General features: G+C 38.6%; 13 protein-coding genes. 4 read left to right on the plus strand and 9 right to left on the minus strand.

Annotation, left to right across the window (positions count from 1 at the left end; genetic code table 11):
* Positions 1-14 precede the first annotated feature (14 nt).
* Together Q4597_RS15985 and Q4597_RS15990 are read left to right on the plus strand one after the other, a co-directional pair.
* Entirely contained in the window at positions 15-938 is a 924-nt protein-coding gene (locus tag Q4597_RS15985) for a type IX secretion system membrane protein PorP/SprF (RefSeq protein WP_303407112.1), read from the plus strand.
* Between the two features lie 12 nt (positions 939-950).
* A complete protein-coding gene (locus Q4597_RS15990; protein WP_303407113.1) occupies positions 951-2903 on the plus strand; it encodes an OmpA family protein in 1953 nt (650 codons plus the stop codon).
* Between the two features lie 57 nt (positions 2904-2960).
* Here the strand turns inward: Q4597_RS15990 and Q4597_RS15995 are convergent, their stop codons facing one another.
* Complete coding sequence (locus Q4597_RS15995) at positions 2961-3899, minus strand: NAD-dependent epimerase/dehydratase family protein (RefSeq protein ID WP_303407114.1); 939 nt, start codon at positions 3897-3899, stop codon at positions 2961-2963.
* 63 nt (positions 3900-3962) lie between these two features.
* Between Q4597_RS15995 and Q4597_RS16000 the strand changes: the two genes are divergently transcribed.
* Positions 3963-4457, plus strand: a complete 495-nt coding sequence (locus Q4597_RS16000; RefSeq protein WP_215436073.1) for a hypothetical protein — start codon at positions 3963-3965, stop codon at positions 4455-4457.
* A 62-nt stretch (positions 4458-4519) separates the two neighbouring features.
* Here the strand turns inward: Q4597_RS16000 and Q4597_RS16005 are convergent, their stop codons facing one another.
* The 5 genes from Q4597_RS16005 to Q4597_RS16025 all read right to left on the minus strand — a co-directional run bounded on the left by Q4597_RS16005 (position 4520) and on the right by Q4597_RS16025 (position 10419).
* Complete coding sequence (locus tag Q4597_RS16005) at positions 4520-5821, minus strand: esterase-like activity of phytase family protein (protein ID WP_303407115.1); 1302 nt, start codon at positions 5819-5821, stop codon at positions 4520-4522.
* 161 nt (positions 5822-5982) lie between these two features.
* Positions 5983-6693: a hypothetical protein gene (locus tag Q4597_RS16010; protein WP_303407116.1), complete on the minus strand. Its 711-nt coding sequence runs from the start codon at positions 6691-6693 to the stop codon at positions 5983-5985.
* Positions 6694-6848: 155 nt separating this feature from the next.
* On the minus strand, positions 6849-7220 hold the full coding sequence (locus tag Q4597_RS16015; RefSeq protein ID WP_215913201.1) for a hypothetical protein: 372 nt from the start codon (positions 7218-7220) through the stop codon (positions 6849-6851).
* A gap of 117 nt (positions 7221-7337) precedes the next feature.
* On the minus strand, positions 7338-8141 hold the full coding sequence (locus tag Q4597_RS16020) for an SDR family oxidoreductase (RefSeq protein WP_303407117.1): 804 nt from the start codon (positions 8139-8141) through the stop codon (positions 7338-7340).
* Positions 8134-10419, minus strand: coding sequence for a M28 family peptidase (locus Q4597_RS16025; RefSeq protein ID WP_303407118.1), 2286 nt, complete (start codon positions 10417-10419; stop codon positions 8134-8136). Before Q4597_RS16025 ends, Q4597_RS16020 begins: the two co-directional genes overlap by 8 nt.
* Before the next feature lie 206 nt (positions 10420-10625).
* On the opposite strand from Q4597_RS16025, the gene Q4597_RS16030 reads away from it, so the two are divergent.
* Entirely contained in the window at positions 10626-11093 is a 468-nt protein-coding gene (locus Q4597_RS16030; RefSeq protein WP_215436065.1) for a CBS domain-containing protein, read from the plus strand.
* Between the two features lie 92 nt (positions 11094-11185).
* Here the strand turns inward: Q4597_RS16030 and Q4597_RS16035 are convergent, their stop codons facing one another.
* The 3 genes from Q4597_RS16035 to Q4597_RS16045 all read right to left on the minus strand — a co-directional run bounded on the left by Q4597_RS16035 (position 11186) and on the right by Q4597_RS16045 (position 12667).
* The gene (locus Q4597_RS16035) at positions 11186-11536 is read right to left on the minus strand and encodes a hypothetical protein (protein ID WP_215436062.1); all 351 of its coding nucleotides are present in this window, start codon (positions 11534-11536) and stop codon (positions 11186-11188) included.
* 4 nt (positions 11537-11540) lie between these two features.
* Positions 11541-12029 carry a DUF6265 family protein gene (locus Q4597_RS16040; protein WP_215436058.1) on the minus strand — a complete coding sequence of 163 codons (489 nt, stop codon included), beginning with the start codon at positions 12027-12029 and terminating at the stop codon, positions 11541-11543.
* Between the two features lie 62 nt (positions 12030-12091).
* Positions 12092-12667, minus strand: a complete 576-nt coding sequence (locus Q4597_RS16045) for a pentapeptide repeat-containing protein (protein WP_303407119.1) — start codon at positions 12665-12667, stop codon at positions 12092-12094.
* Positions 12668-12733: the final 66 nt, after the last annotated feature.

A 12733-nucleotide genomic window follows, 5' to 3' on the forward strand; every position in this document is an offset into this window, starting at 1 on the left:
AACCTTTACCAGTTATGAAATCACTTTGCACCACTATAAAGATAGTTATGCTCTGCTATCTTGTTTTTAATATGAGCAGAATATATGGCCAACAACCGCCTCAATATACCCAATACATGTATAATACAGCGGCCTTAAATTCCGGATACTCGTCTAGAGGTATTCTAGAGGCTACGCTTTTACATAGTTCGAAATGGGTTGGTATAGATGGAGCCCCAGAGACACAATCCTTTTCTGTTCAGGGTAGATTGCGAGAAAGAGTAGGAGTAGGTCTTACAGCTATCAATGATAACATTGGGGCAGCTAATAATTTAGATGTAAACGGAACCTTTTCTTATGAGATTCCTACGGGCTATTTTACAAAGTTGTCTTTGGGAATCAATGCAGGTATAGATGTTTTAAAAGTAGACTGGTCCAAAGGAAGTTACCAAGACGGACTAGATCCTATTTTTGCCGAAAACGTAAATAAATTACGACCTGTATTTGGTGCAGGAGCATACTTTCATAGTGATAGGTGGTATGTTGGGGTTTCTACGCACAACTTTTTAAATTCTCAAATCTACAATGACAACGAGATAGAGGTGACTGATCGAAAAAGTCAGTATTATGTCATGGCAGGTTATGTTATGGACCTCTCCGATAATTTAAAATTCAAGCCGGTCATTCTAACAAAACATGTGGCCGGAGCGCCTATAACTGTAGATGTGTCCGGTAATTTCTTGATAAAGGAAACCTTGGCTTTGGGTTTGGCGTACCGCTATGATGATGCGGTGAGTGCATTAGTTGGGTTGCATATTTCTAAAAGCTTCTTCTTAGGATATGCCTATGATTATTCCATAACTGGTTTAGAAAGTTATAATGATGGTTCGCATGAGATTATTCTCAAATACAACTTATTTGATGCTAAGAAAAGAGCATTGTCACCCAGATTTTTCTAAAAACCGACAACCATGAAAAAAACAATACTATACCTATTTTTGGGCGCATACCTTAGCGTTTCCGCCCAAAGCAAAGAAGAAAGGGCCAATGCCTATTTTGCCGATTTCAAATTTGATAAGGCAATTGAACTATATAGCGATCTGGCAACGGAAAAAAAGAGACCTTCTTTGGAAGTTATACAACATCTTGCCGATAGCTATTTTAATATGAATAGATATCAAGAAGCTGTAAAATGGTATGAGAAGTTGTACTTGATTAAAGGCAAGAATGTTGGTGAGAGCAACATTATTAAATTGGTGCAAAGCCTTAAGGCGAGTATGAAAATAGAAAAGGCAGATCAATTGTTGAGGGATTTTTATACGGATGAAAATAGATTGAACATGATGTTGTCACAAAAAAAACATTTGGACAGCACACTTGCAGAGAAAGAGAAATACGAAACCACGAACTTGGCTTTCAATAGTAGAAAATCTGATTTTGGTCCCATGTTTTTTAATGACGGATTAATTTTTGCTTCTGCCAGGGACACCATAAAATCTAATGGGGAATTGTATCCTTGGAACAAACAGCCTTATTTGGACCTCTATATTACTAGACCTGATGACGCAAGCTATATCCCGGAAAAATATTTAGAGAATTTAGAGTCTTCTTACCATGATGCAACTTTGACGTTTTCTTGGGATGGCCAGACCGTATATTTTACAAGGAACTATCTTAAAAAGAAAAATAAGTTGAGTGCCAATGAAGATGGCCTCTCCAATATGCAGATTTTAAGGGGAACGATACGTAACAATGAGCTGGTCAATGTAACTTCATTAAGCTTTAATAGTAAAGATTATTCTTGTGGACACCCAGCATTGAGTCCGGATGGGAGACATTTATATTTTACTTCTAATATGCCCGGTGGGTTTGGCGAGACGGATATTTATGTGGTTGATCTAAACAATGATGGCGATGTGCTTTCGGACCCTATGAATTTGGGTCCGGCAATAAATACAAGGGGTAGGGAGATGTTTCCGTTCGTAAGCAATGAAGTATTGTATTTTTCTTCGGACAGCCATTATGGATTGGGAGGACTGGACATTTTTGGTTCTGTAATCTCTTCAAAAACCGAGTATTCCCTTCCGCTTAATATGGGTAAACCTTTGAACAGTAATATGGATGATTTTTCGTTCATTAGAGCAGATAAAAAGGGCAATGGTTATTTTGCTTCTAATCGGTCTGGAGGTAAGGGTGATGATGATATTTACCGCTTTGAGAAGGTGAAACCTGTAGATTGTTTGGAATATTCAGGTTATGTAATGAACAAGCAAACCGGCGAACCCATTGCAAATGCCAATGTAGAACTGAAAAATGCGGCAGATGAACTTGTTTCTGTCCATAGAACGGATGAATTTGGTTATTATAACGTAATACTTCCTTGTAATATGAAAAATACGTTGGTTTTTTCTAAAGCAGGGTTTTCCAAAGAAATAATCGTAATTGAAACGGGAGAAAACCCGGAAGCACCTTCTAAGGATAATAAGATATACTTAACTCCTTTTGATAGTTTGGTTGAAAAAGATGGAGATGTAGAGAAGATAAAGGTAGATCCAATATATTTTGAGTATGATAAATTTGATATAACAGTTAGGGCAGAAATAGAACTGGAAAAGGTGCTTTTTGCCATGACTAAATTCCCTGAAATCAAAATTAAAATTGAGTCACATACGGATGCTAGGGGTACGGATGACTATAATTTGGAGTTGTCCGATAATCGTGCAAAATCTACCAGACGTTACCTGATTTCAAAAGGTATTGATGCCGATAGGATTGAGAGCGCTCATGGCTATGGTGAATATCGTTTAAAAAATGAATGTGCCAATGGCGTAAAATGTAGTGCCGAAAAACATCTTGAAAACCGGAGGTCCAATTTCATCATTGTTTCCAAACAAAGTAACGAAATCCGTAATTCTAAAAAATAAACTTGGGCTTTTGGTCTAGATTTAAGTGTATGGTCAAATGTTGGAGAATTTGGTTTTCTAAGCCAAATTTTCCAACATTTCTTTTGTGGTTTTTTCTAGGTCAAATTCCGCTTGCCAACCCCAATCATTACGAGCTTCGGAATCATTAATGCTTCCGGGCCAAGAGTCCGCAATGGCTTGTCTAAAATCCGGTTCGTAAGAAATTTTAAAATCGGGAATATATTTTTGGATGCATTTTGCCATTTGGGCAGGGGTGAAGCTCATGGCCGACAAATTGTAAGAAGAGCGCACCTTTACTTTTTCCGGTTCAGCATCCATAAGCTGTAGTGTAGCTTTAATGGCGTCCTCCATAAACATCATAGGAAGTTCCGTGTCTTCTTTTAAAAAGCAGGTATAGGTGCCTTCGGATAGTGCTTTGTGGTAGATTTCTACGGCATAGTCCGTTGTGCCGCCGCCCGGCATTGTTTTCCAACTTATTAGTCCTGGATAACGAATGCTCCGTACATCCACACCATATTTATGAAAATAATAATCGCACCAGCGCTCACCGGATTGTTTACTTATGCCGTACACCGTGCTGGGTTCCATAATGGTGCTTTGTAAAGTACCTTCCTTTGGAGTGTTAGGTCCAAAGACTGCGATACTGGAAGGCCAGAATATCTTATCTATTTTTTTCTCCTTTCCTAGGTTAAGTACATTAAAGAGCGAATTCATATTTAAGTTCCACGCCCGCATCGGAAATTTTTCCGCAGTTGCACTCAACATGGCTGCCATGAGGTAAACTTCGGTAATTTCATAATAGGCCACAACCTCTTCAAGAGCATCGTAATCCGTAGCGTCTAAAATCTCGAACGGACCTGAATTCATCAAACTTTCGTTTCCTTCTCTAATATCACTGGCAATTACACTTTCGTTGCCATAAGTATCGCGTAAGGACAACGTTAGCTCCGTGCCTATTTGACCGCAAGCACCTATAATCAGAATCGATTTTTCCATTAATGTCTCGTTAAATGAATTGGGAATAAAGATAGCGTTTCTTAAAATTTGTACATTCGCTTTATGAAAAGAATCTTCTTCTTTGGTTTAGCGTTGTTGACCATAATGGCGTGTAAAGAACAGAAACAGGAATTGGTTGTTGAGGATACGGCAACTTATGAAATAGGTAATGAAAAATGGCCCAAGAAGCTGCCTATAAAGCCAGAAGCGCAGGCCATTTTGAAAGACTGGATAGAGTTTGCGTCTTTTGAAACCAGTTTTGACGCCCTACAAACGGTTGCCAATAAGGAAGATTTAAGTTTAGTGATCGAAGATATGATTACGAAGCAAAACCAATTGGCGGAATCTACTTACCCTAAAGAATTTGATATTCCGCAAGTAAAGAGTCGCCAGAAAATATTCAAAACCTATATGTTAAAGGTTAAGGGCGATTTATACTATAGAACGGACCCCAATGAGTCGCTTTTACAAATGATAGAAGCCTATAATGCGTTCAGGAACCAGTTTAATGTTGTGGTAAATAATAAGCTGGATACAAATTTGATTTTGGATTTCTAAATAAAAAACGGCCTGTCTATAACAGACAGGCCATTTAGTATAAGAATGGTATAAAGATAGGTCTATTTAAAGTTTGTCTTTACCATGTAGAGTGAGCTAGCGTCTATATCTGTAGTTCCTGGCAGTATTTTTTGCTCAATAACACCGTCTCCATCATCGTCCGATACCGCAAAGTCATCATCGTTAATAAAAGCAAGCGTGTTACTGTTCATAACCCAGATGCCTTCAAGTTTATCATGGGCATAACCAAATTCCGCTACAAGGTCTACTACTAGTTCCTTTTGAACGGGAACAATGTTTGCAGCTGCCAATTCCTGAATGGTTAATTGCTCAATGGTCTTATCTCCTATCATGAGGCCGTTTTCATCTTTAGGGTTGTTACCGCTTATATCAGTAGCCCCGTTAAGATTTATTTTGTAGATGTGTTTTTGGGCTGGTCCTTCACCGGCAAATTTGCCATCGCGTTCTACCACCAAAAACTCGGTGTTGGAAATTGCGGTAATTTCTGAGTTGGAAAGGTTGGCTTTTTCCTGAACGTATACATATTGTCTGGTGTAGCCCGTTTCCAAATCAAATGTTACGATGCGCGTAATATTGGACTGAATTTTTTCTGGGTTGTACATTGAAGATTGCATAATACCCACAAGGGTCTTTTCGTCTGGAGTAATAGCAAGACCTTCCATTCCCCGGTTGGCACGTCTTTTGGCAAAGACAGCAGGTAATTTTCGGTCTCCCGTACCTTCATTGACACCCATTGGGGATATGCGCTCTATTTGAACCCCATTAGCCGAATAGTGCACGATGTGTGGCCCGTATTCATCGGAAACCCAAAACGTACCGTCTTTTAATGCTACGATACCTTCGGAATCCAGACCAAAATCATCAAAAGGAATTGCATTTCCAGCGGCATCATAAGGTATTTCACCAGTAGCTCCCTTTCCTTCGGGATTGGGTATTCCGGTTATGGTTTTGCCTCTTGGGTCTTTTAAAAGAATTTCATCAAGAAGTTCTATTTTTCCAGAAGAGGTAACGGTAAAATGACCAATGCGCGGCGTGTATTCTGCAACAGGGAATTTTTTTCCATCCAAGTAGTTGGTATTCGGTCCACGGTCGGTAATAGCATAAAAATCGGCTTCTTCGGTAGGGTGAGCGGTAGCACCTGAGCCAAAACCACCATTTCTAACTTCAACACCTCCGTTTATAGTGTTCAGGACCGTATGGGGCAATAGATATTGCGTGTTGGTTTTTAAAACTTCAGTAGGAGATACTGATTTGGGCTCGGGACCCTCACCAACAAAATCATCAATGTAATCGCAAGAATTTAGCATGCAGAGACCTGCACCCAGTAGCACTAGTTTTTTCATCTTTAAATATGGATTTTTGGGTTATATAGTTGGTGCTAAAGTTCCAATATTTAATAGGCCACATTGTTAAGTCAAAATGAAGAGATGGTTATCAAAAAATACCGCACAATAGGAAAAACCTAAGTGCGGTATTGCAATGTTGTACAGTAAAGAGAAAAAACCTATTGCTTGTTTTTCGCTTCTTCCGCTGGGGGAGGATTTTTTCTAGACAGCAAGGCTTGTTTGCTTAAGCTTGCTAAATTAAAATTAGGATCTATGGCAAGAGCTTCATCTATTTTGGCTATTGCGGCATCAATATCGCCCTTATTGTTGTCATATATGGTAAGTGCCCTTAAATGAAGGAAAGCCGCTTTTAAAGGAACTTCGTAAGGTTGTTGTCTTTCGTAAAAAGCATATTTCATGTCATCTTTTGCGTTGGCAATACCATACTCAATATTGGCAACGGCATCAGAATTAGCTCCCGTCTGGATTTTTAGATCGGCAAGTTCGTACGCCAAATAAGGGTTTGGTGTTCTTTTAAAAAGTTCTTCAAACTGCTCTAACGCCCGTTTAGGTTGGTTCAAAGCCTTTAATGAGATGGCCTTTACCTGAACGGCCATATCTGAATCCGTTGGTTCTTTCTCAATACCAATGGTGTTCAGTGCCTGCATGTGCTGGTTGTTGTTGGCATAAACGAACGCCAAGGTGTCTTTACGCTGTTTAGACGGAGAAATAACATTTAGGTGGGTAAGAGCGCTTATTACTCCATTAACATCTCCTTGAAGTCTCATTTCATCATAAAAGGCTTCATAGTGCTTTTGCAAATCGCTTTTGGTTTGTGCGGTGGCTGAAAAACTGATGCTCAAAAGCAATACGACAATTAATTTTTTCATGTATAACTATGTTTACGATTCTATCGTTTAGGTTGCGGTTGGCAAAATTAACAATATTATCGGTATGTAGCTGTGAATAAAAGCATAATGAAAAAGGATAAATGAAAAAAGGATGCCGTTGGGCATCCTTTTTTATGTCGGTTTGGTTGTTTGTACTAGGCAACAAGTGAAATCTCGTTGTTTTGATACGATTTTAAAAGCATGGAATAAAAAGCCACGCTTTTAGGGTCTTGATCAATACATGATACTAAAAAATCATATAAGTTTCTAAACCATAGGTTGGTGTGCAACGTTGGGATAGAGAGATTTACCTTTTTAGGGTCATAATCCTTGTCATCCATAACGATGTCCATTTCAACCCTGCGTCTATGATAATCTATAGACACTTTTGCTGCATTATAATGATTTTTTAAAATCGCTATATGCAACTTTTTCATTGATGGGGGAACTTTTTGCTTGGTACAGCTTGAAGCGATCAGATTCTCGATTTCTATCAGAATCCGGCTTCTTAAACCTGAATTTTCCATGGCAAATAGTTTTAAATTACAGACCAAAGTTACTTTTAAATCGATGAAATACAGGGTATATTAACAACTATCCCGCCAGTTTGTTGTGAAATGATACCTAGCTGTGGTGAAAATCAACTACAACGTTGTAGTAAATTCAAATTTCTTAACGTTTGTAAGGGTGTAGGACTGTATTTGCTTGCCTTTTACGGCTGTGTCGTTATCATATTCAGGTAATGGTAAATCTAGTTTTTGAGCCTGTAACGTGTAATATTCCTGCTTACTTGGGTGATATGGGAAGACGGCATTAAACAGTTCTGGTGCCCAACCTTCATGAACGGACTTAAAGAGGATTCTTATACAATCGTTTAGATGAATTAGATTGATGGGGGCATTACCGTTTTTAAGGTTTTTTTTCTTTGATAACATTGTAACCGGATTCCTGTTTGGCCCGATCAATCCACCAAATCGAACAACGATAGTTTCAAATCCGAATTCGTTTTGAAACAGTTGTTCGCATTCCAAAAGTTGTTTCCCGGATTCAGTTGAGGGCTGTGGAGTAGTTTTTTCCGTAACCTCTCCATCTATAGCGCCATACACAGAAGTGCTACTTACGAATATCACTTTTTTTACGGACGAGGATTGTAGCGCAGTCCGAATCAGTTTCATTTTCTGAACGTAGTTTTCTTTGTTCTCTCCCCGTAATTTTGGAGGTACGTTTATAATAAGAACATCGGCATTGCTTAAAAATAAATTGATGTCTCCGGTTATTTGGGTTTCGGAAAGTGAAATAAGGAAGGGTTGAATACCAGCAGCGGAAAGGGAGGGGAGTTTATCCGTTGATGTTGTGCTTCCGTTTACGGTATACCCATTTTCTATAAATTTTTTGGCTAACGGTAGGCCCAACCAACCGCAGCCTATAATAGCTATTGTCTTATTCAAATTTGATGGTTTTGGTGGTGATAATTACATCGTTGAGCACAAATGGCATAGGGATGCTGTTTTTCGGTCTTTTTGGTACGCTAAAAAGCGGATGGTCCAAAAGATTGTTTGAAGCTTCTTGAAAGGTGAGTTCAAGAATACTGTCTTTGGGTATGGTTATCTCAATTTCGGTATAGGCGTTGTCCGTGATGTAATGGGTAACCAATTTGGAAGCTTTTCTACTTTCTAAATAATATGGGGAAAGCTCAAGTTGATTAATTTTTACTTTTTCAACATTCATACTTTTGGTAAAGATATCCAGTCGGTTTACATCGCGTTGTGGCGTTATGCATAACTCTATGATACGGTTATTTTCAATAATCGTATCTCTTACGGTTTCAACTTTGGGGCCATCAATTGCCTTTAGCGGAGCTTTTGCGGAACGTTTAAACAAAGTATTGTATTTACTGCTGATGAGGTGTTCGTTCAGCTTTTCGTCAATTTTATCTTCTTTTCCTAAAAAGGCTCCGTTCCATTCAATGGGCACTTGGTCGTAACTGGCCCATTGGGCCGTATTTTTATCCTCATTTAGAATGTATACGAGGCTGCTGGGTTTGCCATTTTCGGCGTCAAATCCTGAGTGTATATGGGCATACGCCATAGTACCTATAAAACCGAACAAACCTAGATAGGCCCACTTTTTTTTTTTTGTGTACATACCAAATAGAGGCAACAAAAGCACAAATGTAAGTGTAACCAACAAAGTGCAACCAATCATCATTTTTAGGCCAAGACCCACAGGAAAACCTTTAATCAACGGGGTATAGAGCCATACAGCTGGTAGGCCTAAAAATACCATTAGTAGTACATTGGGCATTTTTTGATTCTGAATCACGTACCAAGCCGCAAGAAGAGCAAATATGGGTACAATAAAGAAACTTGCGCCCGGCAAATATTTTGCTAGTATGCCACAGATAAATAACCATAATAATAGGGGTGCTACCACCAAATCTGCTGGGGCCATTTTTCTGAACTTATGGTATACCCCAAAACAAATTGCCAAGGAAAGACAGGCAAAGGCAAATATATAGGCGTAGCCATTATACGTAAAACCGTGCAGGATATCATTGTAATTTGGGTAGGCCCATTTAAGAGCGGGCCAACTAAAATATCCTATGGCTCCATTTAGGGCTATAACAAGCAACAGCGGAACAAATCCTGTTAGAGTAGCTTTAATGCTCAGTCTTTTTTTTCTGATTCCAGAGATAAAAATCAAGAGAAACAGGAAAATGGCAAGCCCTAACATGGGCCAAATCCAATCAAACGGATAAGAAATAACCCCGAACAAGGGTATGTTAAAGTACACATAGTCATTTAGACTTGGTAGTTGATCAAGTGCAATAGAACTAAAATGGACTAAAAGCGGAGCTAAATAACTGCCTTGGTGTGCCAAGGTGTTTTTATCCAAGCGCTCATAGGAATCTTGTGCTGTGTGGTAGTCAAAATGGTCGTCAATAAAAGCAAAATTGAATCCTTGAATATCCCGAGATTCCCTAAATACGGTAAGGTCCGTATCATTAGGAAGCATTTTGTAGATGCTGTAGTAAAGGGAGTTGGCCATAGGAAATTTGGGGTTGGCCTTTATAAATTCGCTCACCAGATGTTGATTGCCCCTATTGGTTTCCATAAAGGTATAACTGGGGCCTCCGCTTCCTCTGGCCTCAAAATTAAGAACCAATCCTACATCTTTGGCCCAGTTGTGTTCGTTTACAAAAAGGTCCGCCCCGTTAAGACCAAGCTCTTCCCCATCTGTAAATAAAATAATGATGTCATTAATGGGCTCTTTACCTTTGGATAAAAAGGCCCGTACACTTTCTAAAATAGTAGCAACCCCGCTGCCTGCATCGCTGGCACCTAAAGAAGAATGGGGGTGACTGTCATAATGGGACAATAGCAGTAAAGCTTTACCGTTGCCGCTCCCCTGTATCCTGGCCAAAATATTTATAGGTTTGCTCATGTTCCCCCAATCACCTACCGAATACCCACTTTGAAGCGAAGTCTCAAGTCCCATTTCTTCTAATTGGGAGATAATATAATCCTGTACCTTTTTATGTCCCGGAAAACCAATGGCATGTGGTTCTTGGGATAACGCCTTTACATGTTCTAATGCCCGGTCTGTAGAAAAAGAGCTTTCAGGAGCGGAGATATCTTCTTCGTAAACGGGCATTGAGGTATGAAATCCCCAATAAATGGCAAATACTAAAAGCAGAAAGGAAAGTATGGAGGAAAATCTTTTCATAGGTTAAAGTTCTCAATTAAAAACATAAGATTCTAATAGATGATAGCTTTTCTTGTTTGTGTATTTTGAATGAAAATTAATATTATTTTTATTAAATAGGTGAGAATATGATGGGTGATTCATCGAATAATTGGATATTTCATTAAAAAATTCCTTATCTTTAGTAATTAACCTAATCTGCCGCTAGGCAATAAAAGCTAAACTATATGGGAATAAAAAGTTTTCAAGGCCCACGGGCAAAAGTAGATGTAAAGAAAGAATATGACGCGCCCATTCTAGTATCTGACTACATGACCAAAAAGTTGGTGACCTTTACACCTGACCAGTCCATTTTGGAGGTTATGGAGCAGTTTACCAAGTACAATATTTCAGGTGGACCCGTCATGGATGACAACGGTTTTTTAGTAGGAATTATTTCTGAGGCCGATTGTATGAAACAGATTTCTGAAAGTAGGTATTTTAATCAGCCTATTTTGGATAAAAGTGTAGAGAAGTTCATGACCAAGGAAGTTGAGACCATTCCTCACGATATCTCAATTTTTGATGCCGCAGGTATTTTTGACAGGCACAATAGAAGAAGGCTTCCGGTTATGAAAGACGGTATTCTAGTAGGCCAGATCAGTAGAAAGGATATTGTAGTGGCCGCACTAAAATTATCCGGGCATAGTTGGTAATGTCATTTTATCCCCAAACGCATTACTTAAAAAAATGAACATAAGATGTCTTCCTGAATAGGGAGGCATTTTTTTTATGGTAAGCGTATTAATTACTCCCGCTTTACAATCATGTAGAAGTCATTATCCAATGGCAAATAACCTAAATCATATACAAAAAAGTACACCGTGCCCTTTTTGGTGGTGTAGAGACTAGTTATAAAATCAAAATCAAACCCTTTGTCTAATAACTTGGCTTTTGGAGTAGTGGTTTTTCCATCCTTTAGCGTAAAACTATCCAGTATTCTATAGTTCTTTCGTAAGCGGTTGTTGGTATTACGAATGAGGTTGTTACTATCCTTATTGGCTTGGTTGTGATACGCATTTCGGCAATAATCTGAGCAGAATTTTTTGTCTGCTCTGCCTTTGATCTCGCTGCCACAGTCTAAACATTTTTTCTTCAACCTATTACTTTTTAAAATTGAATATGACTTCTTGGGCAGACCCATCTTCATTACCTATCTGCGCATAGATGTTAATTTCATTGTCGCTTACTTTTTCAAAAGTAAAGCCTTCAAAATATACTCGGTTTGCTTCAACTTTAACCAACTTAAAAGATTGTACATCATCTTTTTCTTCCCATCCTTTTAAATCGGCATTAAAATGTTTAAGCTCGTATACCAATGTTTTATTAAGTTCTCGAATATGTCCCAGTTCATAAAATGAAACTTTGCCATCTGCCACCAGTTTAAAGGAGAACATCATGGAGCCTCCGGAAGGTGGTCCCCATATTTCTTCCGTAATTCCGCCAAAGGCCTCGCCTGACCAATTGCCTTGCATCCATGAAATATCGGACAGCGTAGCGTTGGGCGATTTTGTATTTTCCGGTAATGTTGTGGTGTTTTGAGCTTTAATGCTCAAGGAAAGGAAAAGGAAAACAAAAAGAAATCGGTTCATGGTTTACAAATTTAAATGTCAGTAAGATACTGATTTATCCGTTTGTAAACGCATTTGCCCGCTTAGGGTTCTATATTAAGGTTGTATTTCTTTAAGAGACCTATAATCCCATCTTTTGAAAAGCGAGCCTTTTTAAGGTTTGTTGTTTCCGGATCTATGACATAGTTAATGGCGGTTCTAAAATCTGTGTTTTCAAGATCGGTACGTGCAAAAATAGCGGCTTGCAAATCACAATCATCAAAAAATGCACTCTTTAAAGTTGCTTCGGTAAAGTCGGCCTCAATCAACTTACACGAAATAAATTGTTGCTTAAGAAGCGTTAGCCCGTAAAAAGACGAATAGTTTAAATTGCAATTGTTAAAACTAAAGTTCATTAAGAACGTATTGCAATCTTCAAATTTTAGTCCCATCATTTTACAATGGGAAAATGAAATTTCGTTAAAGGTGGTATGCCTAATATTGGCATTACTTAGATTACAATCTATAAACTCACAGTCCATAAAATTCTGGTTGTCCAGATAGGCATCGGCAAAATTACATCCTTCAAAAACGCAGTTTTCATAATCTCCTTTTGCCAATTTACTGCCCGTAAAATCCTGTGATGTATAAGTCTTGTCTGTAATAAAGGGCTTGCTCATAAGCGGAAAACGAATTGGTAGAATGTTACAATTTCTTGAATGGAGTTTGCAAAATCCTAAATTAAG

It is taken from the genome of Zobellia sp. 1_MG-2023, from assembly GCF_030549125.1.
Classification (GTDB): domain Bacteria; phylum Bacteroidota; class Bacteroidia; order Flavobacteriales; family Flavobacteriaceae; genus Zobellia; species Zobellia russellii.

Coding starts and splice junctions, on each gene's coding strand:
- Q4597_RS15985 (WP_303407112.1), top strand. CDS start 15: ATGAAATCACTTTGCACCACTATAAAGATAGTTATGCTCTGCTATCTT.
- Q4597_RS15990 (WP_303407113.1), top strand. CDS start 951: ATGAAAAAAACAATACTATACCTATTTTTGGGCGCATACCTTAGCGTT.
- Q4597_RS15995 (WP_303407114.1), bottom strand. CDS start 3,899: ATGGAAAAATCGATTCTGATTATAGGTGCTTGCGGTCAAATAGGCACG.
- Q4597_RS16000 (WP_215436073.1), top strand. CDS start 3,963: ATGAAAAGAATCTTCTTCTTTGGTTTAGCGTTGTTGACCATAATGGCG.
- Q4597_RS16005 (WP_303407115.1), bottom strand. CDS start 5,821: ATGAAAAAACTAGTGCTACTGGGTGCAGGTCTCTGCATGCTAAATTCT.
- Q4597_RS16010 (WP_303407116.1), bottom strand. CDS start 6,693: ATGAAAAAATTAATTGTCGTATTGCTTTTGAGCATCAGTTTTTCAGCC.
- Q4597_RS16015 (WP_215913201.1), bottom strand. CDS start 7,220: ATGGAAAATTCAGGTTTAAGAAGCCGGATTCTGATAGAAATCGAGAAT.
- Q4597_RS16025 (WP_303407118.1), bottom strand. CDS start 10,419: ATGAAAAGATTTTCCTCCATACTTTCCTTTCTGCTTTTAGTATTTGCC.
- Q4597_RS16030 (WP_215436065.1), top strand. CDS start 10,626: ATGGGAATAAAAAGTTTTCAAGGCCCACGGGCAAAAGTAGATGTAAAG.
- Q4597_RS16040 (WP_215436058.1), bottom strand. CDS start 12,029: ATGAACCGATTTCTTTTTGTTTTCCTTTTCCTTTCCTTGAGCATTAAA.
- Q4597_RS16045 (WP_303407119.1), bottom strand. CDS start 12,667: ATGAGCAAGCCCTTTATTACAGACAAGACTTATACATCACAGGATTTT.